General features: G+C 65.0%; 20 protein-coding genes and 2 pseudogenes. 10 read left to right on the top strand and 12 right to left on the bottom strand.

What is annotated here, in order from left to right; all coding sequences use genetic code 11:
• Window positions 1–106: 106 nt before the first annotated feature.
• Genes terL through AC1DVA_RS21965 form a run of 3 tightly spaced genes read right to left on the bottom strand, consistent with a single transcriptional unit; the run spans window position 107 to window position 3,442 of the window.
• Window positions 107–1,564 (bottom strand): phage terminase large subunit, encoded by a 1,458-nt coding sequence (gene terL, locus AC1DVA_RS21975; RefSeq protein ID WP_476807285.1) that lies wholly within the window; start codon window positions 1,562–1,564, stop codon window positions 107–109.
• 2 nt (window positions 1,565–1,566) lie between these two features.
• Window positions 1,567–2,019, bottom strand: coding sequence for a DUF5681 domain-containing protein (locus AC1DVA_RS21970; RefSeq protein ID WP_476807284.1), 453 nt, complete (start codon window positions 2,017–2,019; stop codon window positions 1,567–1,569).
• Window positions 2,012–3,442, bottom strand: a complete 1,431-nt coding sequence (locus tag AC1DVA_RS21965) for a site-specific DNA-methyltransferase (protein ID WP_476807283.1) — start codon at window positions 3,440–3,442, stop codon at window positions 2,012–2,014. The genes AC1DVA_RS21970 and AC1DVA_RS21965 overlap by 8 nt, the downstream gene beginning before the upstream one ends.
• A gap of 371 nt (window positions 3,443–3,813) precedes the next feature.
• Here AC1DVA_RS21965 and AC1DVA_RS21960 point away from each other — a divergent pair.
• Window positions 3,814–4,160: pseudogene (locus AC1DVA_RS21960) on the top strand (hypothetical protein); the annotation flags it as partial.
• A gap of 110 nt (window positions 4,161–4,270) precedes the next feature.
• Here AC1DVA_RS21960 and AC1DVA_RS21955 read toward each other — a convergent pair.
• On the bottom strand, window positions 4,271–4,987 hold the full coding sequence (locus tag AC1DVA_RS21955) for a GntR family transcriptional regulator (RefSeq protein ID WP_476807282.1): 717 nt from the start codon (window positions 4,985–4,987) through the stop codon (window positions 4,271–4,273).
• A 194-nt stretch (window positions 4,988–5,181) separates the two neighbouring features.
• On the opposite strand from AC1DVA_RS21955, the gene AC1DVA_RS21950 reads away from it, so the two are divergent.
• From AC1DVA_RS21950 to AC1DVA_RS21910, 9 genes are all read left to right on the top strand, one after another.
• Window positions 5,182–5,964, top strand: coding sequence for a citryl-CoA lyase (locus AC1DVA_RS21950; protein ID WP_476807281.1), 783 nt, complete (start codon window positions 5,182–5,184; stop codon window positions 5,962–5,964).
• Between the two features lie 15 nt (window positions 5,965–5,979).
• Complete coding sequence (locus AC1DVA_RS21945) at window positions 5,980–7,314, top strand: phenylacetate--CoA ligase family protein (protein ID WP_476807280.1); 1,335 nt, start codon at window positions 5,980–5,982, stop codon at window positions 7,312–7,314.
• Window positions 7,315–7,341: 27 nt separating this feature from the next.
• Complete coding sequence (locus AC1DVA_RS21940; RefSeq protein WP_476807279.1) at window positions 7,342–8,220, top strand: branched-chain amino acid ABC transporter permease; 879 nt, start codon at window positions 7,342–7,344, stop codon at window positions 8,218–8,220.
• Entirely contained in the window at window positions 8,217–9,182 is a 966-nt protein-coding gene (locus AC1DVA_RS21935) for a branched-chain amino acid ABC transporter permease (protein WP_476807278.1), read from the top strand. The genes AC1DVA_RS21940 and AC1DVA_RS21935 overlap by 4 nt, the downstream gene beginning before the upstream one ends.
• Complete coding sequence (locus AC1DVA_RS21930) at window positions 9,179–9,907, top strand: ABC transporter ATP-binding protein (protein ID WP_476807277.1); 729 nt, start codon at window positions 9,179–9,181, stop codon at window positions 9,905–9,907. Before AC1DVA_RS21935 ends, AC1DVA_RS21930 begins: the two co-directional genes overlap by 4 nt.
• The gene (locus AC1DVA_RS21925; protein ID WP_476807276.1) at window positions 9,904–10,626 is read left to right on the top strand and encodes an ABC transporter ATP-binding protein; all 723 of its coding nucleotides are present in this window, start codon (window positions 9,904–9,906) and stop codon (window positions 10,624–10,626) included. The genes AC1DVA_RS21930 and AC1DVA_RS21925 overlap by 4 nt, the downstream gene beginning before the upstream one ends.
• 114 nt (window positions 10,627–10,740) lie before the next feature.
• Window positions 10,741–11,874, top strand: coding sequence for an ABC transporter substrate-binding protein (locus AC1DVA_RS21920; protein WP_476807275.1), 1,134 nt, complete (start codon window positions 10,741–10,743; stop codon window positions 11,872–11,874).
• A 67-nt stretch (window positions 11,875–11,941) separates the two neighbouring features.
• Complete coding sequence (locus tag AC1DVA_RS21915; RefSeq protein ID WP_476807274.1) at window positions 11,942–12,811, top strand: isocitrate lyase/PEP mutase family protein; 870 nt, start codon at window positions 11,942–11,944, stop codon at window positions 12,809–12,811.
• 180 nt (window positions 12,812–12,991) lie between these two features.
• The gene (locus AC1DVA_RS21910; protein WP_476807273.1) at window positions 12,992–13,171 is read left to right on the top strand and encodes a 3-hydroxyacyl-CoA dehydrogenase NAD-binding domain-containing protein; all 180 of its coding nucleotides are present in this window, start codon (window positions 12,992–12,994) and stop codon (window positions 13,169–13,171) included.
• A 574-nt stretch (window positions 13,172–13,745) separates the two neighbouring features.
• Here the strand turns inward: AC1DVA_RS21910 and AC1DVA_RS21905 are convergent.
• The 8 genes and pseudogenes from AC1DVA_RS21905 to AC1DVA_RS21870 form a co-directional block, all read right to left on the bottom strand.
• Window positions 13,746–15,236, bottom strand: coding sequence for a recombinase family protein (locus AC1DVA_RS21905; RefSeq protein ID WP_476807272.1), 1,491 nt, complete (start codon window positions 15,234–15,236; stop codon window positions 13,746–13,748).
• Window positions 15,233–15,672 (bottom strand): annotated as a pseudogene (locus AC1DVA_RS21900) (DUF2924 domain-containing protein). Before AC1DVA_RS21900 ends, AC1DVA_RS21905 begins: the two are co-directional and overlap by 4 nt.
• A gap of 20 nt (window positions 15,673–15,692) precedes the next feature.
• Window positions 15,693–16,022, bottom strand: a complete 330-nt coding sequence (locus tag AC1DVA_RS21895) for a DUF3489 domain-containing protein (protein ID WP_476807271.1) — start codon at window positions 16,020–16,022, stop codon at window positions 15,693–15,695.
• 362 nt (window positions 16,023–16,384) lie between these two features.
• The gene (locus AC1DVA_RS21890; RefSeq protein WP_476807270.1) at window positions 16,385–17,824 is read right to left on the bottom strand and encodes an NAD-dependent succinate-semialdehyde dehydrogenase; all 1,440 of its coding nucleotides are present in this window, start codon (window positions 17,822–17,824) and stop codon (window positions 16,385–16,387) included.
• A 17-nt stretch (window positions 17,825–17,841) separates the two neighbouring features.
• Window positions 17,842–19,566: an L-arabinonate dehydratase gene (gene araD, locus AC1DVA_RS21885; RefSeq protein ID WP_476807269.1), complete on the bottom strand. Its 1,725-nt coding sequence runs from the start codon at window positions 19,564–19,566 to the stop codon at window positions 17,842–17,844.
• On the bottom strand, window positions 19,563–20,384 hold the full coding sequence (locus AC1DVA_RS21880) for an SDR family NAD(P)-dependent oxidoreductase (RefSeq protein ID WP_476807268.1): 822 nt from the start codon (window positions 20,382–20,384) through the stop codon (window positions 19,563–19,565). Before AC1DVA_RS21880 ends, araD begins: the two co-directional genes overlap by 4 nt.
• Window positions 20,381–21,406, bottom strand: coding sequence for a Gfo/Idh/MocA family protein (locus tag AC1DVA_RS21875; RefSeq protein WP_476807267.1), 1,026 nt, complete (start codon window positions 21,404–21,406; stop codon window positions 20,381–20,383). The genes AC1DVA_RS21880 and AC1DVA_RS21875 overlap by 4 nt, the downstream gene beginning before the upstream one ends.
• Entirely contained in the window at window positions 21,403–22,026 is a 624-nt protein-coding gene (locus AC1DVA_RS21870; protein ID WP_476807266.1) for an ATP-binding cassette domain-containing protein, read from the bottom strand. Before AC1DVA_RS21870 ends, AC1DVA_RS21875 begins: the two co-directional genes overlap by 4 nt.
• Between the last annotated feature and the right edge of the window lies 1 nt (window position 22,027).

Below are 22,027 nucleotides of genomic sequence, written 5' to 3'. Positions count from 1 at the left end.
CTGTTAGGGCAATGCAATTCGCCCTATTTCCGCCGTTCGCACGCCTCCCCGCGCAACGAGCATCCATGAGATCCGCGACAGCTGCATGACGGCGCGAAGGTATCGCTCAGTAGCGCCGTTGCGGTCGATTGACCCGTAACGGGCGCCCGGTTTCCGGATGGCGTTCGACAAGGAACCCGCTTGCCCGCGGCGAGGCCGACCATTCGAGGAACTGGACCAGGCTGTCGACCTGATCGTCGAACTTGCCCATGGGGAACGCCAGCAGCTCGCGCCGGAATTCCGACAACCAGGGCGCTTCAGTGGGAAGGAGGTACTGTCCGGTTTCCAGACGGGCTGTCTGCGCCTCGAGGCGCGTTGCCTTGTCGAGGCGCGGTTTGGTGCCATAGTAGCGCCAGTAACGGGTTTCCTCATGACGAAGCTGCTGGATCAGCGAAATCCCCGATCCGGCATGCTCAATCAGCACATGGTCGGCGTTCCATTTGTTCGCCAGACCGACGACACGCCGCTTCAGCTCGGGAAAGTCGAGCCGCTCGCGGATGACATCGAGCAGATGCCAGCGCTTATCGCGAAAGCCCCAGGTCGTTCCCACGGTGAAATCGCTCGTCGGTTCGGCCGTCAGAGCCGTATCCCAGCTCTGCGCGATCCACTGGAATTCCTCGCGCCGAACCGGCCCGGAATACGTGCCAAACCACTCCAACCGGATGCGATTGCCACCTGGCGGCGTCGGATCTTGCTGATACTGCGCCGAGAAGACGTAGGCGCCCATTTCGATGCGCAGTTTCTCAAGCGTGTCCAGCGGCTCGCGCTCGGGGCATAGAGCCGTCCGGGGTTCGCGATGCTTGATCTTGCCAAAGGCGAGCGGGATGTCCTGCGGCTCGACGGCGATGGCGGGCAGGTTCAGGTGGGTGAACTGCCCAGTGTCGAGGAGGTAGCCGGGCAGGTCATCCTCGTGCAGCCGCTGCTGAATGATGATGATCCGTCCCTCGCTCTTGTTGTTGAGGCGAGAGAGGAGGGTTTGTTCGTAGTAGTCACGCACGCGCTGGCGCTCGGCCGGCGAGTTGGCATCGGCAGCCTTCATCAGGTCATCGACGATGATCAGATCTGCGCCAAAGCCGGTGACGGCCCCGCCGAGCGAAACCGCCTTACGCCCGCCCTGCGCCGTCGTGATCTGCTCGTCGACGCGGCTGCCCCCAATCTCGAGGCGGGTGCGCGGGAACAGTGCCGAATACCATGCCGATGTAATCACCGTGCGGAAGTCACGGGCATGTTTGGCCGCCAGGTCACTGCCATAACTCGCGACCATGATCTTCAGAGACGGGTCCTTGCCGAGCATCCAGGCCGGCAAGGCCACCGCGGCACAGATCGATTTTCCGTGCCGCGGCGGAACGGTGATGATGAGTCTCTTGGTCTCGCCCGAGACCACCTTCTCGAGGGCCAGGCACATCGCATTGACATGCCAGGAGGGGATGAACTTCTGCCCGGGATGAAGAAGCTCGAACGCGTCCCAGACGAACGGAAACAAGTACAGATTCTGCAGCGCTTTGACGACGATCGCATCGTTCATGGTCAGATCTCGTCGCTGTCAGCGTGCCGGTTCTGCTCGAGGTGCCAAGCCAGGATGTCAGCATGGGATGCCTGGTCTTCCAGCGTGGTCGCGATAGTCTGGCTAACCGTGGCCCCACTGCCTCCCGGACCGCCCTCGAGATTCAGCAGGACGATGCAGAGCTTGGGATCGCCGGTTTCGGCGAACCGATTGGCGAACTTGGTGGCGCCGATCTCGGCCTTCGACATATGCCGGACCCGCCCTCCCTCGCGTACAGGAACTTTGGCCTGCAGCTTTTCGCGAATGAGCGTGCTCAGGTTTTTCGCCCCTTTCGGGCGGCCCTTGGGGTTGCCGGACTGGCCGGGCTTGAAGCGGCTGTGGGTCGGAGTTCGGCCACGGCCAACCTCGTAGTCCCTGGCGGCTTCGGACTGATCGGGTGGGGTAGTCTCGTCCGGGGAAGGGGGGCGCTTAGCCATGGGTGACCTCCACGGCGTTTTCAGCGGCCGTCGCCATGGCGCGCTCGGCTTGCACCGCGGCGAAGCTCTGCCCGGTCTGAGCGTGGACGGCCTGCTTACCGGTCAGCGCCTGCCAGCGCCGGACCGCGACATCGACATAGATCGGATCGAGCTCGATGCCATAACCGATCCGCCGTGCCTTCTCGGCAGCGATCAGCGTGGTTCCGGAACCGCAGAAGCAATCGAGAACGCTGTCTCCGATTTCGGTGCAGTCCTTGATCGCATCCGCTACCAGTGCCCAGGGCTTCACCGTCGGGTGGGACTGGAGATCGTCCATCCGACCCTTGCGGAAGGTGTTGATGCCCGGGTAGGTCCACAGCGTGGTGCGATAGCGACCATACTTGCCCAGCTGAATGTTGTTGACGTGCGGGACCTCAACGCCGCCGTTCTTGAACACGTGCACGAACTCTGTCTGATGGCGGTAAAGGCTACCCATGCCAGCATTGGTCTTGGCCCAGGTGCAGGTGACCTTGAACTGCAGCTCGGCTTTCCGCGCGGCGCTCAGCAACTCGAAGGCGTGTGGGCCATCCATGCAGACGTAGTGGAGCGAACCGGGCAGCGAGTGCTGCTTGGACAGGCCGAGATAGGTTGCAAGGAAAGACGTGAACTCGCTCTCGCTCATCTCGCCGGAGGCCATCGCGAACTCGCGATGCTGGACTTGCCCCGACCCGCAAACATGCCCGGAAACGGCGACGTTATAGGGCGGATCCGACCAGACCGCGCGAACCTGGTGCCCCTGAAGAAGGAGCCGGTAGCTCTCCGTCTCCAGCGCCGAACCGCACAGCAGGCGGTGACGTCCTAGGCACCAGACATCGCCGGGCCGTGTCACCGCAGGTCCGGGTTCGGGCAGGAGGTCCGCCCGGTCCGGCGCCGACGCTTGCTCGTCGAGGCTTTCAATATGCAGATCGATTTCAGCGACCTCGAAAGCAGTCAACTCCAGGATCTCCGGGTCGAGATCGATCTCTTCCACGAGCGCCTTGAATTCGAGCGCCAGGGCCGTCTTGTTCCAGGTCGAGAGCTCCCCGATCCGGTTATCGGCGAGCCGGAAGGCCTTGATCTGGGCGGCGGTCAGGTGACCAGCACGGATTACGGGAACAGATTTCAACGCCAGTTTCGTGGCGGCCGCCCAGCGGCCATGACCAGCGATGATCACATTCGTATCGTCCACGATGATCGGAACGAGGAAACCGACCGATCGGATGATGCCAGCCAACTTGGTGGTCTGGCGCTCATCATGATCACGAGGGTTAGCCTCATACGGTTTGATGCGCTCGATCGGGATATGCTCGATCCGATCAGCGAGCATGGGCGGGCTTTCATCGCCTGCCCCGGTTCGTCCTCGGCTTGAACCTCGAGCGCTGCGGTGGGTCAGTTTGGCATCCATGACTACAGCCTTCCTTCCTGCCATTCGAAATGGCGGTGGAAGCCCTGCGGTGGATGGATTGGGTCGAGACACGCAGATCCAATCCATCCCCATAGGGCCGGGGAAACAACAGACCTTTTGGGGGCTATTGTTTTTGGATCAGCTGCTGTGTCGGAGGTCTTGGAATGCCGCTATCGCGGATCGCTTCGCTCACTGTCCTGACCGCTGGTGCGCGCGAAGTCAATAGAAGTCGATTTTGCAACCGGAACTAAATTTTGCACCCGGACAGCCATGCCGATTCCGCGATGTCAGGACAGGGCCGATCTGCGGTAGTGGCCAAGCAGATTGTCGTATTCGCAGCTCCTCGTCAGCGCCTTCGCGTCGACCGCATCTACGAGGACCACAACGCGCCCGAACCCTACCGCTTCAAAGCCTTCATCCAGGACCAGAAACGGCGCGTCTCCGCGGCCATCAAACGCCAGCTCCGGCGCCCGTCGCCGTCGAGCCGGTCATCGGCCACCTCAAGAACGAGCACCCCACGACCCGCAACCGCTTGGGCGGCTTCCATGGCGACGCCGCCCACGCCGTCCTCGTCGCCGTCGGCTACAACGTCCGCCTCCTGCTCAAATGGCTCTGGCTTCTGTGCGCCCTCAGCCTGACCAGGCTCGCGCTGCAAACCGCAGAGAGAGCCACACGGCGTACGGACGTTCTCAGGCGAGAACTGGTGACGGGCGCTTGAAATCGGCTGCATGCCCTTACCCTACCGAGCCACCCTCAGATCGAACCATTCCCGTGGCATTGCCCGCCATTCCCGGGACAATGCGCGACGAAACTTCGTCTACGGTTCGGCTACCGAGCGAAAACCCGGTGCGGCATTGCCTGCGCTAGGCCCATGGCGCGCTGCAGATGCTCCTTCACATGCACTTCCGCCAGTGCGGCGTCACCAGCGAGGATGGCGCGCGCAATGGCGCGATGTTCGGCCAGCGAAGCGGCAATGTTCTCCGCCTTGAGCGTTCCCGCCAGCTGATACATCAGGACAGGGAGCCGGAGCTGACGCGTCAGCTTGAGCAGCTGCTCGTTACCACTCGCCGCAACGACCGCATCGTGAAACTGATGGTTTTCGTCAATGTATTCAGCTCCCGGAGGGCGTGGATGCTCGCGCCACACCATCTCGATCTCCCGCTCGAACCGCGCTTTCGTCGCCGGATCGGCCATCGCTTCCGCAGCCAGCCGGGCAGCGAGGGCCTCGAGACCGAGCCTGATCTGGAACAGTTCCTTCATCTCGCGTAACGTCAGACGACGCACGAGGGCGCCGCGATGCGGCACCATCTCGAGAATACCCTCCGCGGAGAGGCGCCGAAAAGCCTCGCGTAGCGGGCCCCGGCTGACCCGCAGATCGCGCGTTAGGTCGGCTTCGATTAGGCGTTGGCCGGGTGCATAGTGGCCCTGGAGCACGCCGGCGCGCAAGTGATCGAGAACGTATTCGACGGTTGCGCCACGCGCCGGGCCTTCGAGGCTCTCGGGCTCCGGGAGAACGCTGGCGAGGTGGTTGCCGAGTGTCGTCATGACGATGTGCCTATCAGCGCCAAACTCGGTTGACAACGTTTCGGCCTGCAATATTGTCCTACAAACTTAAAAGACAAAATACGCCGAAAGCGGCGAAGAGGAAACGCCCATCTCCCATCCGGGACTGATCGCACGGCTCTCGCCGCTGCGCGGCTTTCGCTTCGCTCCGCGCAGACAATGGCAGGAGAAGCGACATGTTGATTGGCAAGGCCAGCCCGGCAATTACGGAAATCTGTACGTCCACTCCGGATCGAATCGAGATCCGGGGCAAGGATTTCGCCAACGAGATCATGGGCCATTACGGTTTCACTGATTTCTTCTTCTTTCTGGTGACCGGCGCAAAGCCGTCTGAGCAGCAGCGCTACTTCCTCGATCTTCTCCTCGTCGCGATCGCCGAGCATGGGCTGACACCGACAGCGCAGGTCGCTCGCATGACGCTGGCCGCCGCCCCGGACAGCCTCCAATGTGCCGTTGCTGCCGGAATTCTTGGCTGCGGCACGGTCGTTCTCGGCACAGCCGAGTTGTGCGCCAAGGTCCTGGCCGAAGCAGCTGCCCGGGTCGATGCCGGCGAGGATCCCGATGCCGTCGTCAACGACATCGCTGCCCGGACTCGGCGCGAGGGCGGCAAGATGCCTGGCTTCGGCCACCCCATCCATCATCCCGTCGATCCACGAACCGAGCGGATTTTCGCCCTGGTCGAGGAACGCGGCATTGCGGGTCGCCATCTCGACCTCCTGAAGCGGATGCGCGGCGCTGTCGCCACGGCATGGGGCCGCCAGATGCCGCTCAACGTCTCGGGTCCGATCGCTGCCGTACTGATGGACCTCGATTTCCCGCACACGATGATCAAGGCCGTGCCGATCCTGGCCCGCACCGCGGGACTTCTCGGGCATCTCGCCGAGGAGCAGAAGCGCCCGATCGGCTTCATTCTCGCGCACCACGCCGAGGAAGCGATCGCCTACGACCCCACGATGTAAGCGAAGGACCGGGACATGCTCCAAGAGCCCGATATCGAGACACTTCCCTGGCCCGAGCAGCGCGCGCTTGATGACCGCCTCTATCGCGAACAGGTCGGCTATCTGTTCGAACGCTCGCGCTTCTTTCGCGACAAGCTGCAGGCGAACGGCTTCGCGACGCCGGAAACAGCCGGGGGGCTCGACGACATCGAGGCCCTGCCCTTAACCGAGAAGGATGAGTTGCGAGAGAGCCGCAGCGAGGCCTATCCGATCGGGACGCATCTTGCGGCGCCCCTGGAGGAGGTGGTGCGAATCTTCTCCACCAGCGGAACGACCGGGATTCCGAGCTATATTCCGCTAACCGCCGGCGATCTGGAAAACTGGGTCCGAACCTCCGCCCGCAGCTACGGCGCCAGCGGCCTGACCAAGGGCGAGCGCGTCATCTCGACCTATAATGCCGGGCCGTTTGTTGCAGGCGCAGCACTCGATTCCTTCCCCCGCCTCGGCCTCTGCCACATCCCCGTCGGGACCGGAAATACCGAACGACTACTCGCCGCCGTGAAACTGCTCAAGCCGCAGATCATCGCCTGCACCCCGTCCTATGCGCTGCATCTCGCCGAGATCGGCGAGGCGCGCGGGCTCGACCTCCCTAATAGCAGCATCAGGCGGATCATGGTGGCCGGCGAACCGGGCGGCGGCGAACCGGCCATGCGCGAGAAGCTGGAACAGGCCTGGAATGCCAAGGTCACTGAGGCGATGGGCATCGGCGATATTTCGGTCTCGCTCTGGGGCGAGTGCGAGCAGCAGCAGGGCATGCATTTCTCCGGCCGCGGCTTCGTGCATTTCGAGTTGATCGATCCCGAAACCGGCAAGCAGGTCCCGCAGGCCGACGGCTCCACTGGCGAACTCGTCTACACCCATCTCAGGCATCGCGGCGCGCCGCTGCTGCGCTTCCGCAGCCGCGACCATGTCGTTCTGCGCACGGGAGCCTGTCCCTGCGGTCGCACCTCGCCGCGGGTGCGCTGCATCGGCCGGACCGATGACATGCTGATCGTGCGTGGCGTGAACGTGTTTCCCTCGGCGATCCGCGAGGTCGTCAACCGGTTCGCGCCCGCCGTCACCGGCGTTGTCTCGGTCCGCCCCTCCGCGAAGGGCGTCAAGCAGGCACCACCGCTCAAGGTCGTCGTCGAACTGGCCGAAGGCGAGGCCGCCTCGGATGGTCTGCGCGAGAAGATCGAGAGCGATATCCGCGCCACGCTGGTCGTGGCCACCGCCGTGCACCTCGCCCCGGCCGGCACGCTGCCGCGCAGCGAGTACAAGTCGCGACTGCTCGATTTCTCCGAAGCGTCGACGGAGACAATCGATGACTGAGGCGCTCTGCGTGGAGGACAAGCGGACATGACCGCGTCGATCGTCCAGGCGGTTCTGCTCTCGCTCAGCGTGGCCGGCCTCTACGCGGCCGTTGCGGCCGGGCTAACGCTGACGGTCGGTGTGACGCGTATCATCAATTTCGCGCATGGCGAATTCGTCATGCTCGGCGCCTTCCTGACCTATTGGCTCTATACCGGCTACGGTCTGTCGCCATGGCTGGGCATGCTGGCCTCGGGCGTCGCGCTCGGGCTTTTCTCCATCCTGGTCTATCGCGGCTTTTTGGCCCGCGTTCTGAAGCAGGACGAGCACAATCAGCTTCTGGCGACACTTGGCCTGTCCATCCTGATCCTCAACATCGCGATCATTCTGTGGTCGCCGGATGCGCGGGTGATGCAGGCGCCGGCCCTGCTGCCCTCGCTTCAGTTCGCAGGCGTGACCATTCCCGGCAACAACATCGTCGTCGCGCTCGTTGGCCTGCTGCTCTTCCTGGTCATGCTCGGCATCAAGAACCACACCCGCTACGGCACGCAGATGCGCTTTGCCAGCGACGACCCCGCACTCGCTATGCATGCGGGCATCAATGTCGACCGCATCTTCGAGCTCTCATTCGCGATCGGCGGCGCGGCTGCTGGCATCTCCGGCGGCCTCGTCGCGCTTGTGCTATATGTTCAGCCGACGGTCGGCGTCGACCTCGTCATCCGGGCCTTTGCCATCATCGCGCTCGGCGGCCTAGGCAACATTCCCGGCGCGCTGATGGGGGCGGCCATCCTCGCCCTGATCGAAGGGCTGATCAGCACTTTCGTATCGGGAGGCGGCAGTTGGGGCTTCGGCGTCTCCTTCCTGGTTCTGCTGCTCGTCCTCCTGGTGCGCCCGAGCGGTCTGTTCGGCAAGCAGGTGCAGGCATGAGTTCCGCACTTCGCGCACGCCTTTGCCTCTATGCGGCGATTGCGACGCCGCTCCTGCTGATCGCGGCCGCGGATCGACCCTTCCTGGTGCAGGTCGCAATCGGCACAGCGATTTCTGCCATCCTGGCCCTGGCCTGGGATATCCTATCGCGAACYGGCCAGGTCTCGCTTGGCCACGCCGCTTTCTTCGGCATCGGTGGCTATGGCTCGGCCTTGCTGACGCCCGTGCTCGGCCCGGTGCTCGGCTGGACCGTCGGCATCCTGCTCTGTGGCGCGGTCGCCTTGCTGCTAGGTGCAGTGACCTTGCGCCTTCGGCGGCTCTATTTCACCATCGCGACCCTGTCCTTCAGCCTGTCGATCCATGTCGTGATCCTGGTCACGCCGGGGCTGACGGGTGGTTCGACAGGCATCATGCCGCCGGTCATCGCGGACGGATCGCCGCCGTTGCAGCTCATGTTCATCACCGGCTGCCTGGTCGCGGCCGCCATCGTCAGCGACATTTTCCTCGGCGGGCGCTTTCGTCCGGCCTTCTTCATGATCAGGAACAATCCCGATCTCGCCGCAGCCTCGGGCGTGCCTGTCACGCGGCTGAAAATCCTCGCCTTCGTCGTCTCCGGGATGGTCGCGGGCCTGGCCGGGGCCTGCTATTGCGGCCTCTACGGCTACGTCATTCCCGACGATGTCTTCACCGCCAACTGGAACGTTCTGCCGCTCGCCGTAACCATCCTCGGCGGCATGGACACGACGCTCGGCCCGCTTGTCGGCGCCGCGGTGCTGCGTCTGCTGGAAGAGGTCGCGCGTCATTTCGTTGGTGGCGTCGGCTATCAGGTCGTCTATGGCGCAGTCATCATCCTGTTCATCGTCGGCATGCCGGAGGGTCTGGTCGGCTTCGTCCGGCACCGGCTGCGGCGGCGGCCGACCAAGTCGGTGCAGGCGCAGGCCAAGCCGAGGCTCGCATCATGACAGCGATCAGCGTCGAGACATGCACCGTCGCCTTTGGCGGCCTCAAGGCGATCGACGAGGTGACGCTGGAAGTACCCGGCCAGGCGATCACGGCTCTGATCGGGCCGAATGGCTCGGGAAAAAGCACCTTCGTCAACATGGTCTCCGGGCAGATTCCCCCGCGCTCAGGCAAGATCAGCCTCGGCGGCGAGCCGATCAACGGGCTGCGCCCCGACCTGATCGTTCATCGCGGCTTGGCGCGGACCTATCAGGTTCCACGCGTTCCGAAGGAACTGACCATCGAGGAGGTGATCTCGGTCCCGCTGACCTATGCCCATTCCGGCCGCGCCCTGCCCGGTGGCGCGCGCAGCGCGAGCGATCTCGCCCGCTATTGCGGCCTGCGTCCCGCGGTCAGCACGCGCTGCGGCCAACTTTCGGTCTCGGATCTGCGCCGGCTGGAGATCGCCCGTGCCCTCGCCTGCCGCCCCGCAGTTCTCCTGCTCGACGAGGCCATGGCCGGGCTGAGTCTGGAGGATACCGACCAGGTGATCGGCCTGGTTCGTGAGATCCACGCCTCGGGGGTCACGGTCGTGGTGATCGAGCACGTCATGCGCATTATCGCTCGCCTTTGCGGCCATGCCATCGTCCTCAATCAGGGCCGGCTGCTCGCACAGGGCAAACCTCAGGACGTGCTGCAGGATGCCAGTGTCCGGGAAGCTTATCTGGGCAAGGGGTTCTCGCTGTGAACCGGTTCGAACTCACCATCGAGAAGGCGGGTTACGGCGAGCTCGTCGTCGTGCCCGGCCTGTCGCTCGCCGTCTCGGGCAGCGAGCTCCTGGTGCTGCTCGGTCCCAACGGAGCCGGCAAGACGACCGCGCTGCGCGCGCTCATCGGCACGGTCGAGACGGGGCGGCGCAGCCTCAGGCTCGACGGCCAGGATCTTTCCGGGCTGTCGCCCTGGCAGCTCGCGCGCGCGCGCGTCGCCTTCGTTCCCGATGGCGCACGCTGTTTCGCCAATGCCACGGTCGAGGAAAATCTGCGCGGCGCCTTCGAGGCCCTGTCGCCGAGAGCGGTCAGTGGCGAGCGCGCGCGTCTCTTCGAGAGCGTTTTTTCGCTCTTTCCCATCCTGCGCGAGCGCGCCGGGCAACTCGCCGGCTCGATGAGCGGGGGCCAACGGCAGATGCTGGCGATCGGGCGCGCGCTGATGATCGAGCCCCGCGTGCTCGTGCTGGACGAGCCCTCGGCCGGGTTAGCGCCCAAGCTGGTCGAGGAATTGTTCGAGGCGCTCGGGCGCATCAAGGCGGCGAGTGGCTGCGCCATCGTGATGGCAGAGCAGAACTTCGCCGCGGCAATGAGCATCGCAGATACCTGCCTCGTGCTCGACGAGGGACAGGTCGCCCTAACCGGGACGATGCAAGACATGGCCGGCAACGAGAAGCTCAGGATCGCATATCTGGGGTTGTGAGCCGAGAACTCAAGCGAAGACCTGCCGTTGCGAGCAGGCGAATTGAGGGAGGAAAGTAAGATGTGGACCAAATTGAGAGGCCTTTTGGCGGGCGCCATGCTCGCAGGGGCAGCGATGGCCGCGCCCGCACTCGCGCAACAGGCGCCAATCAAAATCGGCGTGCCGCTGCCGCTGACCGGCGCACTGGCCGGCGGTGGCACCCAGATCCTCTGGGGCATTCAATATGCCGCAGATGAGATCAACGAGGCGGGGGGATTGTTCGGCCGCAAGATCGAACTCGTCGTCGAGGATACCAAGGGCGAGCCCAACACCTCGGCCACCATCGCGGCGAAGCTTGCGACGCAGGACAAGGTCGATGCCTTCGTCGGCGGCTTCGGCAGCACATCGGATTTCGCGCTGCTCAGCGCGGTGCAGCGCTATGAGCCGATCTTCGTCCATCCGGGCTCGTCCTCTGTTCGGCTGGAAGAGAGCTTTGGCAAGAACGACTGGTACTACCATGTCTACATCTGGGACTATCATCGCCAAAAGGCGGCAGTGAACTTCTTCAAGAGCATTTCGGGCGTAAAGACACTGGCCATCGCCTATGAGGACAAGCTCTACGGCACCGACGGCGCCAAGTTCACGCAGCAATACGCCAAGGAAGCCGGGCTGGAGGTCGTGATGAACGAGCCGTTCCGCGCTGGCACGCCGGATTTCTCGCCCATCCTCAACCGGGCCAAGGGCCTCAACCCGGACGTCCTCTTCCTGATCGGCTATTCCGGCGACAATCTTCAGATCGCCCGGCAGGCCTTGCAGCTCGGCATCAAGCCGAAGCTGCTCGTCACCCAGGGCGCCGGCGAGAAGCGCTCCGATTTCGGCCCCGCCGGCGACAATGTCGTCGTCATTGATCTCTGGTCGGCCAAGCAAACAACGCCGGGCTTGGCCGAATGGGTCAAGAAGGCCGAGGCGAAGCGCGGCGGCGAAGTCGTGTCGAGCGCAGTGCAGGGCTATGTCGCCATGCAGACCTTACGCGATGCAGCCAAGGCGGCCGGCTCCTGGGACCGGGCCAAGATCCTGGCCAATCTCAGCTCCACGACCTTCGACACGCCCTATGGCAAGGTCGCCTACACGGCCTCGGAGATGGGGGGCAAGCACCAGCTCATCACCGACGCGAGCATGATCGCCGTGCAATACAAGCCCGATGGCGGCCAGGAGGTCATCTGGCCGGCCGAGAAGGCCGCAGCCAAGATCACCTATCCGGCACAGTAGAGCCCGGCAAATGCCCTCGCCCCGGCCGCCTTCGCGGGCGGCCGGCCCCGCGGCAGCAGGAAACACCATGTCCGAGACATTTTCTGAACGCCTGAGGCGGCCCGGGCTGATTGTCGCTCCGGGCGTGTATGATCTGGTTTCGGCCAAGCTCGCCGACCAGTTTGAATTCGACGCGCTCTACATGACAGGCTTCGGCGTCGTTGCCTCCCATCTTGGCTATCCCGATGCCGGCTTGGCGACTTATACGGACATGGTCGGGCGCGTCCGCCAGATCGCCGAGGGCACGGTGACGCCGCTCATCGCCGACGGCGACACGGGATATGGCGGCCTTCTCAACGTCGATCACACCGTTCGCGGCTATGAGGCGAGCGGTGCCCAGGCGATCCAGCTCGAGGACCAAGAATTCCCCAAGAAATGCGGCCATACACCGAGTCGCCGGGTTATTCCGCTCGACGATGCTGTTCGCAAGATCAGGGTCGCCGCTGATGCGCGCTCGTCGCCTGCGTTCAAGATCATCGCCCGGACCGATGCCCGCACGGCGCACGGCTTGGACGAGGCGCTACGCCGGGGAGAGGCCTTCCTGAAGGCCGGCGCCGATATCCTATTTATCGAATCGCCCGAAAGCGTCGAGGAAATGGAGCGGATCGGCCGGACTTTCGACGCTCCGCTGGTGGCGAACATGGTTGAGGGTGGCCGCACGCCGATTCTGAGCCGCGCGGAACTGGAAGGGCTTGGATATAAGATCGCGATCTACCCGGTTGCCGGACTACTCGCCGCCGCGAGCACGCTGCAGGCAGTCTTCGCGCATCTCAGGCTGACGGGCTCGACGCAAAATTGGGATGGCCAGCTGTACCCGTTCACTGAATTCGTCCGCATGATCGGGTTCGAGCGCATATGGGCGTTCGAACGTGCGCATGCAGAAGACCAGGAGAACTGACGGCCTTGTCATTATAACTGAGGGCCGACGCACAGAGGCGCATTCGGCCTCATGACAGGGGCTCAGGCCGTAACACCGGCGACAGCTTGCCCATTGTGCCAGGGCGTCCAGTGTCGGGATCGGTGCGGGACGAAGCGCATGCGTAGGGCCGGGACCAATGGGCGCTGAGGCTGACTCACTGTGTCTTCCAGCGGTCGCGTCCACTGCTACGGGCTCGCGCGGCCGTGCGCCATTCTGGCGACCAACACCTCCTATCTCGAAATCGCTGCAATCGCCTCAGCGACGTCGCGGAGCAGCGATGTCATGGTCTTTCATTTTCACTCCCCCGGCTCACATCAGCGCTTGATAGAGATCATTTGAGGCGCGCGAACTGTCGGGATTCAATGATCAAGAATGCCGCGCGGCAACCCGAAGCAGGCGTTCACTGTTGGCTCGATCCAGTGCCTGATCTGTCGGATCGGCTGCCTGAAAGGTGCAGAAAGTTACCTGTTCTGGTGAGTAGGGAATGGCGAGYTTAACCCACTGATCAATAGGGCTCTTTCCCCGGAAAATTTCGCTCACTGTGGGCTTTCGCGCCCGTTTTCCCTGTATCTTCCCTGTAAAACAGGGATCGCGAGCCCAGACCGGTTCGCCCGACACTGCGTCGTCAGCCACGCATATTGTCCAACCGCCAGATTTGGGTGGCTGAGCGAATTCCGCGACGGTGTCGGGGGTTAGCAGGCCGAGGCGGTCTCGCCGCGCCATCCAAGCTCCAGAACCCAGGCTATCGGGCCGGTTTCTGGGGCGCGGTCTGGGCAGGCCGGTTTTTGCGTTCCGCGGGATTTTGGCTGAGACCGGTTCGCAGCAGCTTTTGGCGAGACTGGTTCGACAGATTCGCTGGACGAGAAAAAACCCGCCTTGGAGGCGGGCTCAAATCGATCGCTGATCGCGGTGCTCAGTGAACGAGGATGCGGTGCTCCTGGCTCGCCCAGTCGTGAGGCAGAGCTGAGSTCAGTCTGCTGATGGTGAGATTGGCCGGGGCAGTGCCATCGGCAATGGCGCGGATGATATTCGGCGAGAGACAAGTCAGCGGCAGCAGCTTGCGGATATTGCGTTCGCCCACACCTTCGCGGATCGCGATCGCATCGGTCGAGGCCATCGAGCCATCGATCAGCTGCGCCATCCAGCGTCTCGCCTGGGCAATCATGGTCAGGATCGCCTCCGCGGAATCATGATCGAGCCGGGGCTTCTGCGTGGGCTCATGCGCGATGCCCTTGCGCCGACCCTGAGGCTGCCAGGCGAAGGGAATCTTTGTCGTGCTGGCCTCGCCAGCATCATCGGGAGACTGGAGCGCGATGATCAGACAATCTCGGTGCAGGGTGACGCGCGCGATCTGAGCAGGATTGGGAGTTGCGGCCAACACAGCGGCTTCGATCTCGGGAGCCGAGATCCGGGCAATGGATCCGGCTTGAGCCTTGCGATGCTGGATCAGCGCCTGCGAGACATAGTAGCGATACCGCGCCCCGTTCTTGCGGGCATGGCTCGGGCTCATCCGGTTGCCCGCATCGTCATGCAGCAGACCCGCAAGCGTAAAGGCTGAGTTCGCCGATCGTCCCTTGCGCTCGATGGCGGCCGCAGCGAGGTGCCGTTGAACGGCGTCGAAGATCTCGACCGTGACAATCGGTACATGGGCACCACGATGTGAGACGCCGTGCCAGACGATCTCGCCGAGATAGAAGCGGTTCTTGAGCAGATGGGCGAGCATGCCGACACGGAAGCGATGACCCAGTCTGGTGACGATGCCCTTACGACCCAGGGTCTCGGCCACCGCTCCGACCGAGCCGAGATCGAGATAAAGCTGGAAGATGCGACGCACCAGCGCAGCCTCCTGCTCGACGATGACGAGTTGCTTCTTCTCGCTGCGATAGCCCAGCGGGACCGGGCCGCCGACCCAAAGCCCTTTGGTCTTGGACGCCGCGATCTTGTCGCGAACGCGCTCGCCGATGACCTCGCGTTCGAACTGGGCGAAGGAGAGCAGGACGTTGAGCGTCAGCCTGCCCATGCTCGTTGTCGTGTTGAAGGACTGGGTGACCGAGACGAAGGAGACGCCGTGCTCATCGAAGAGCTCGACCAGCTTGGCGAAGTCAGCGAGCGAGCGCGTCAGGCGATCGACCTTGTAGACGACGATGATGTCGATGCGCCTTGCGCGGACCGCATCGAGCAGCTGCTGCAGGGCAGGGCGCTGCAAGGATGCGCCAGACAAGCCGCCATCGTCATAGCGATCACCGATGAGGCTCCAGCCTTCATGGGCCTGGCTCTTGATATAGGCCTCGCAGGCCTCTCTCTGGGCATCGAGCGAGTTAAAGGCGAGATCGAGATTATGCTCGGTCGACTTGCGCGTGTAGATCGCGCAGCGCTGCGGCCTTGTTGCCGGCTCGCGGATCATGGGGTGGCCCTCGCGGCCTGCCGCTGCCGCAATCCGAAGAAGCGCGGTCCGTTCCAGGTGGTCCCTGTGATCCGCTTGGCCAGTGTCGAGAGACTGCGATGTGTCTCGCCATTCCAGAGGAAGCCGCCGGGCACGATCACAACCTCATGGTTGACGCCGTCGTGCTCACGGACCAGGACTGAGCCGGTCTTGCGTCGTCGGGTTTCCTGGCCCCGCGCCAGCTTCGCCAGGTGTCGCGCCAGTTTTCATCATCAAGCTTGCCGAGCTGCTGCTCCTGCAGCCGATGGGCGACCAGCCGCGCGATCAGATCGCGCGACAGGCCGGCCGGAGCGGCCGTGCGATACAGCCGGCGAAAGCGGGCCCGCAGCTCATCGAAGCCGAGGCTCGCCAGAGCGGCCACCTCGTCGGCCAGGCCCGACGCCGAGGGCTGGGCCATGTTATCGCGTGGGGCCCTGCTCATTGTGCCTGGCCCGCGGTGATGCGGTAGACCGAGCACTCCGCTGCATCGGCAGCGCCGACATTCTCATGCGAGATGACGTAGCCGCGCTTTCGCAGGCCGGTCAGGGCGGCGCGCGTCGTGTGTGGCTGCCAGTCCGTCACGGCTGCGAGCTTGGCGAGACTCACCCCCTCGGCGGCCTGCAGCAGGCCCAAGACAATGCCGAGCTTACTGCCGGGACGGGGCGGCAAAGGCGATCCGTAGACCACCGCTGAGATGGCTTCGCTCTCAGAAGCGGACGATGTGTCGATCGCAGGAGTGGTGTCGGCCTTGCGGCTTCGGCGTGTCATGGCGATCTCCTCGCGGTTGCAGCGGGGCCATCCCCGCACCACCGCGACCCCGCCTCGGCGCGACGCCGGCAGGGTTAGCTTAGAAGATCGACGCGTATCTCCGCGCCTTCGACACCAATGCGTGCCGTGCGAACGAAGTCCAGTCGAATGTCGCGTGGCGCAGAAAGCGATTTGGTTGCCAGGCCAAGCCGTAGAAGTCTGGCACGTCCGCTTCCGGGCGGCTTAGTTGGCGACGGGCTTCCGCAGTTGGGTGGGTCGCTGACAGCCTCTCGCAACGTCCTCTTTCAAGCAGTCCAAAATCTGGCGACACGCGCTGCCGCGGGATTTGGTCGCTTCGCCGACATTTCCCGGTCGAGGCCAGCTCACATCGCCATGAAATGCGTCAGCTTGACGTTGAGATAATCGTGGATTGCCTGGCGGCCGCCCTCGCGGCCCATGCCGGAATGGTTGATGCCGCCGAACGGCGCCTCGGCATGGGCGATCATGAAGGTGTTGATGCCGACCATGCCGGCGCTGAGGCCTGAGCTCAGCGCCTCGGCATAGCGCTGGCTGCCGGTGAAGCCATAGGCGGCAAGGCCGTAAGGGGTCGAGTTAGCCCGCGCGATCGCGTCGTCGAAGTGGCGGAAGGTGGCGATCGGTGCCAGCGGCCCGAAAGGCTCGTTGCGCATGATGCGGGCGTCGTCCGGCACGTCGGCGAAGACGGTCGGCTCGAAGAAGAAGCCCTTGTTGCGGCTGGCCGGACGTCGCCCGCCGGTGAGGCGCCGCGCGCCCGAGGCCTCGGCTTCGTTCGACAGGGTCTCGACGCGGTCGCGCTGGCTGGCGAGCGTCAACGGACCCATCGAGCTCGCCCGGTCCTGACTGTCGCCCAGCACGAGTGCCTCGGCGGCCTTGACCATGCCGCTGGCGAAGCGTTCGGCCAGGCTCTCATGCACATAGAAGCGGTTCGGAGCGATGCAGACCTGGCCGGCATTGCGGAACTTGAACTGGGCGCAGAGGGTCGCGGCGCTGTCGACGTCGGCATCCTCGCAGATCACGACGGGCGCATGGCCGCCGAGCTCCATCGAGCAGCGCTTCAAGGTCTTGGCCGCTTCGGCGAGCAGCATCTGGCCGACGCGGGTCGAGCCGGTGAGCGAGATCTTGCGGACCTCCTCGGCGGCCATCAGGAGCGGCGTGATCGTTTCGGCCGGGCCGAACAGCATTTGGACAGTACCGGCCGGCGCGCCGCCTTCTGCACAGGCCTCCGCGATCAGCGTCGAGGTCAGCGGCGTCTGCTCGGACGGCCGACAGATGATCGGGCAGCCGGCGGCGAGCGCGGGCGCGATCTTGCGGGCGAGCAGGTTGATCGGGAAGTTCCAGGCGGTGAAGGCGGCCACGATGCCGACGGGCTCCAGCGCCGTGGCCAGTCGGCCGCCCTGGCGCGAGGGAATGGTCTCGCCGAAGAGGCGCTCGGCCTCGCCGGCAAACCAGTCGAACTGCTCAATCGCGATCAGCACTTCACCCTCGGATTGGGCGATCGGCCGGCCGATTTCATGGGAGAGTGCGCTCGCCAGCGCGCCCTTACGCGCCTCCATGGCGCGGGCGATGCCGCGCAGCACCTTGGCCCGCTCCCAGCCATGCACCTTCGACCAGGTCTTGAGCGCGGCGCGGGCATGATGCAGCGCCTCCTCGACCTCGGCCGCCCCTGCGCGCGGAGCGGTCCAGAGCTGTTCCTCCGTGCAAGGATTGCAGACGGGGAGGGGCGGCAGCGCAGTGCTCGGCCGGAACTCGCCTCCGATCAGGAGTTTTGGCGCAGGGTGGGACATGGATAGCTCCAGCACAACTACAGAATCTCCGGCTCGCCGACGGGCGCACCGAAGGAGGTTTCGAGGAAATCGAAGTCGCAGCCTTCATGGGCCTGGCCGATATGGCGCGAGAACATCCAGCCGTAGCCGCGCTCGAAGCGGGGCGCGGGCAGCCGCAGCGCGGCGCGTCGACACTCCAGCTCCGCCTCGTCGACCCACAGGTTTATGCTGCGGGCCGCGACGTCGACGCGAATGAGATCGCCGCTGCGGACGAGCGCGAGCGGCCCGCCGATATGGGCCTCTGGCGCGACATGCAGGATGCAGGCGCCGTAGCTGGTGCCGGACATGCGGGCATCGGAGATGCGCAGCATGTCGCGCACGCCCTGCTTGAGGAGCTTTTTCGGAATCGGCAGCATGCCCCATTCCGGCATGCCCGGCCCGCCCTGCGGACCGGCGCCGCGCATCAGAAGGATGGTATCGGCGGTGACGGGCAGATCGGGATCATCGATCTCAGCCTTCATCTGCGCATAGCTGTCGAAGACTAGCGCCGGGCCAGTATGGTCGAGCAGATGCGGCTCGGCCGCCGATGGCTTCATCACGCAGCCAAGCGGCGCGATATTGCCGTAGAGCACCGCCAGCGCCGGCTCCGTCGATACCGGCCTGTCCAGCGGCCGGATGACGTCGTCGTTCCAGATCTGCGCGCCCTCGATCGCGGCGCCCAGCGAGCGCCCCTCCACCGTCGCCGCGTCGAGAGAGAGGTGCTGCGCGAGCCGGCTCATCAGGCCGCGCAACCCGCCAGCATAGTAGAAATCCTCCATCAGATAGCGCTCGCCGGAGGGGCGGATGGTTGCCAGCACGGGGACGATCCGGCTCGCCGCTTCGAAATCGGCGAGGCCGATGTCCTGGCCGGCCCGGCGCGCCATTGCAATGAGGTGGATGATGGCGTTGGTCGAGCAGCCCATTGCCATGGCGACCGCGATGGCGTTCTCGAAGGAGGCGCGCGAGAGCACGACTGCGGGTCGTAGGTCCTCTTCCACCATCGCCACGACGCGCCGGCCGGTCTCGGTCGCCATGCGGATATGGCTGGAATCGGCAGCCGGGATCGAGGTGGCGCCCGAGAGCGTCAGCCCCATCGCCTCGGCGATGGCGGTCATGGTGCTGGCGGTGCCCATCGTCATGCAATGGCCGTAGGAGCGGGCGATGCCGGCCTCCACCGCCTGCCATTCCTGGGCGTCGATCTTGCCGGCGCGGCGATCGTCCCAAAACTTCCAGGCATCGGAGCCGGAGCCCAGCACCTCGCCGCGCAGATTGCCGCGCAGCATTGGCCCCGCAGGCAGGAAGATTGCCGGAATGTCGGCGCTGATCGCGCCCAGGATCAGGCCGGGCGTGGTCTTGTCGCAGCCGCCCATCAGCACGGCGCCGTCGACGGGGTGGGAGCGCAGCAGCTCTTCGGCCTCCATCGCCAGGAAGTTGCGGTAGAGCATCGTCGTCGGCTTGACGAAGTTCTCCGACAGCGAGATCGCCGGCAGCTCCAGCGGGAAGCCGCCGGCCTGCAGCACGCCGCGCTTCACGTCCTCGACACGCTGGCGGAAATGCGCGTGACACGGGTTGATGTCGGACCAGGTGTTGATGATCGCGATGACGGGGCGGCCGTTCCAGTCCTCGACGCCATAGCCCATCTGCATGAGGCGCGAGCGGTGGCCGAAGCCGCGGAGGTCGTCGGTGTCGAACCAGCGGGCGCTGCGAAGCGGCGGCTTCGTCATTGGCTCGCCGTCACGCCGCCGTCGATATAGACGATCTGGCCGGTCATGTAGCTGCCGGCCGGCGCCGCGAAGGTGATGACCTGGCCGACGACCTCGACGGGATCGCCAATGCGCCCCAGCGGATTGCGGTCGAGGATGAAGTCGCGGAAGCCCTCGCGCTCGAGATGATGGCGAATGCGCTCGGACTGGATGAAGGTCGGCGCGACGCCGTTGACGGTGATCTTGTGCTCGGCAAGTTCCATCGCATGCTGCTTGACCAGCATGACGAGACCGCCCTTGGTGGCGCAGTAGGCGGAATAGCCGCGGTTGCGCAGCGCCAGTTGCGAGCGCACCGAAAGCAGGTGGATCTGCCGGCCGCCGAGGCCCTGCGCAATCTGTTGGCGCGCCACGGCCTGGCCCAGGAACATCGCCGATTTCAGGTTGATCTCGTAGACGGCGTCGAAGGTGTCCTCGTCGACATCCATCAGCCGCTGCTCGCGCTGGATCCCGACGCAATTCACCAGCACGTCGATGCCGCCCATCGCCTCGGCGACACGGTCGGTGACCTCTGCGATCGCGGCCGGGTAGCGCGCGTCGAGTTCGAAGCCATGGGTCTTGACGCCGTCGCGGCGCAGCCGCTCCGCCAGCGCCTCGGCCTTGGCGCCGCTGGGGCCGGCGATGGCGACATGGGCGCCGTGCCGCGTCATCGCCAGCGCGATCGCCTCGCCCAGCGCGCCATAGCCGCCGGGCAGGAAGACGCGCAGCCCCCTGATGTCGAAGAGCCGGTCGATCGCATCGAGGTCGATCTGCGGCGTCAGATGTCCTTCGGGCCGGTTCATGCGGCAGGCTCCAGGGCGGCGGCCTGATAGACGGATTCCATCAGCCGAAGGGTTTCCAGATTGTCGAGGCGGTCGGTCTCGAAGGGCGTGCCGTCGCGCAGGCCTTTGACGAAGGCCGCCATCGCGGTGTCGAAGCACTCCTGATAGCGGCCGAGCAGGTCGACGCGCTCGGCCTGCGCCTCCGCGCCGACGAGGAAGACGCGGTCGTAGTCCATCACCACCGTGGCGCGGGTGCCGACGATCTCGAGCCGGTCGCCATGCAGCGGCGCATAGCCGGGCGCGCAGATGCAGCCATCGGCGGTCGCGATCAACCCGTTCTCGCCTTCCAGCAGGATCGCGGCGGTGTCCTCGCCGGGCAGGCCTTCCGCCAGCCGGTTCAGCCTGGCGGCGACGACGCGCAGCGGCCCGAGCAGGCAGCGCAGCACGTCGAGATGGTGGATCATCGTCTCGAAGACGAGGTTGCGCCGAAACGTCCGGAGATATGGCTGGCGTTCGAGCAGGAAGGGCTCGGCATCCGGGCGCGGGCACAGGCCCGAGCCCCGGCAGACGATCGCGGCATGGCGCGGCCGCCCGATCCGCCCCTCCGCCAGCCAGCGCCGCACGGTCATGTAATGCGGCCGGAAGCGGTAGTTCTCATGCACCATGAAGCGGACCCGCTCGCCGACATGGGCAATCAGGGCCTCGGCTTGCGCCACCGTCTCCACCATCGGCTTCTGCAGCATGATGTGGACGCCATGATCGGCGGCCATCCGGGCGACCGGGTCGTGGGCTGCGAGCGAGGCTGCGATGTCCACCGCCTCGAAGCCGCCATCGCGGAACAGGCCGGCGGGGTCGTCATAGACGCGGCCGACGCCGAATTCCTTGGCGCGGGCCTGCGCCTTCGCCCGGCCGATGTCGCAGATGGCGACGATCTCGGCACCGGCAGCCACCCAGGCGCGAAGATGGTAGAGGCTGATCAGCCCCGCGCCGACCAGCGCGACGCGCAGAGGCGTCGAAGCTGAGGGGTTTCCGGCGCCGGTCACGCGGCCCGCTCCGTCAGGAGATTGCCGAGATAGGCGCGGGCCGGTTCATGGGCGAGCAGGCCGGCATAATCCGGCAGCGGCGTGATGACGCCCTTGTTGACGAAGATGAAGCGCTCGCAGATCTCCTCGAGGATCTCGAGGTGGAAGCGCTCATTGGGGTGGACGCAGAGGAAGACCAGCTGTCCCTCCGAACGCAGCCGCCGGAAGAAATCCAGCATGAAGCCGATATAGCCGTCCTGCGTGTTGAACTGCGGTTCGTCGAAGAGATGGACCAGCGGGTATTCGCTGCCGGCGCGCTCCATCAGGGCGTTGGGGCGCAGCGACCGGAAATGCCGCACCTGGTAGGACTGGTGGTAGTGGATGGCGAGGCGGTCGCGCTCGTCGGTGCGGACGCGGTGGATGTCGCGGCCGCAGACCTCGACTTTGCCCGACGTCGGGCTGTTGGAGCCGGTGATCAGCTCGAACAGCGTCGTCTTGCCGGAGCCGTTGGGGCCCATCATGCCGACGATCGCCGGCTCCTCGATGCGGAAATCCGCGTCGAGTCGGAATGTCGGCGTGCGGTCGAACCGGCCGCGCGTGTAGATCTTCGAGAGATTGCTGACGTCCAGCATGGCGCTCATG

This window comes from Allobosea sp. P4_C6, assembly GCF_056402015.1.
The sequence above is the reverse complement of the archived record's forward strand: the minus strand, read 5'-3'. Positions and strand labels throughout refer to the sequence as shown.

Excerpts from the sequence above, each read along its gene's own strand:
- AC1DVA_RS21880 (WP_476807268.1), bottom strand. The coding sequence starts at position 20,384 with ATGAACCGGCCCGAAGGACATCTGACGCCGCAGATCGACCTCGATGCG.
- AC1DVA_RS21945 (WP_476807280.1), top strand. The coding sequence starts at position 5,980 with ATGCTCCAAGAGCCCGATATCGAGACACTTCCCTGGCCCGAGCAGCGC.
- AC1DVA_RS21870 (WP_476807266.1), bottom strand. The coding sequence starts at position 22,026 with ATGAGCGCCATGCTGGACGTCAGCAATCTCTCGAAGATCTACACGCGC.
- AC1DVA_RS21950 (WP_476807281.1), top strand. The coding sequence starts at position 5,182 with ATGTTGATTGGCAAGGCCAGCCCGGCAATTACGGAAATCTGTACGTCC.
- AC1DVA_RS21895 (WP_476807271.1), bottom strand. The coding sequence starts at position 16,022 with ATGACACGCCGAAGCCGCAAGGCCGACACCACTCCTGCGATCGACACA.
- terL (WP_476807285.1), bottom strand. The coding sequence starts at position 1,564 with ATGAACGATGCGATCGTCGTCAAAGCGCTGCAGAATCTGTACTTGTTT.
- AC1DVA_RS21915 (WP_476807274.1), top strand. The coding sequence starts at position 11,942 with ATGTCCGAGACATTTTCTGAACGCCTGAGGCGGCCCGGGCTGATTGTC.
- AC1DVA_RS21940 (WP_476807279.1), top strand. The coding sequence starts at position 7,342 with ATGACCGCGTCGATCGTCCAGGCGGTTCTGCTCTCGCTCAGCGTGGCC.
- AC1DVA_RS21920 (WP_476807275.1), top strand. The coding sequence starts at position 10,741 with ATGGCCGCGCCCGCACTCGCGCAACAGGCGCCAATCAAAATCGGCGTG.
- AC1DVA_RS21930 (WP_476807277.1), top strand. The coding sequence starts at position 9,179 with ATGACAGCGATCAGCGTCGAGACATGCACCGTCGCCTTTGGCGGCCTC.
- AC1DVA_RS21955 (WP_476807282.1), bottom strand. The coding sequence starts at position 4,987 with ATGACGACACTCGGCAACCACCTCGCCAGCGTTCTCCCGGAGCCCGAG.
- AC1DVA_RS21970 (WP_476807284.1), bottom strand. The coding sequence starts at position 2,019 with ATGGCTAAGCGCCCCCCTTCCCCGGACGAGACTACCCCACCCGATCAG.
- AC1DVA_RS21965 (WP_476807283.1), bottom strand. The coding sequence starts at position 3,442 with ATGGATGCCAAACTGACCCACCGCAGCGCTCGAGGTTCAAGCCGAGGA.
- AC1DVA_RS21890 (WP_476807270.1), bottom strand. The coding sequence starts at position 17,824 with ATGTCCCACCCTGCGCCAAAACTCCTGATCGGAGGCGAGTTCCGGCCG.
- araD (WP_476807269.1), bottom strand. The coding sequence starts at position 19,566 with ATGACGAAGCCGCCGCTTCGCAGCGCCCGCTGGTTCGACACCGACGAC.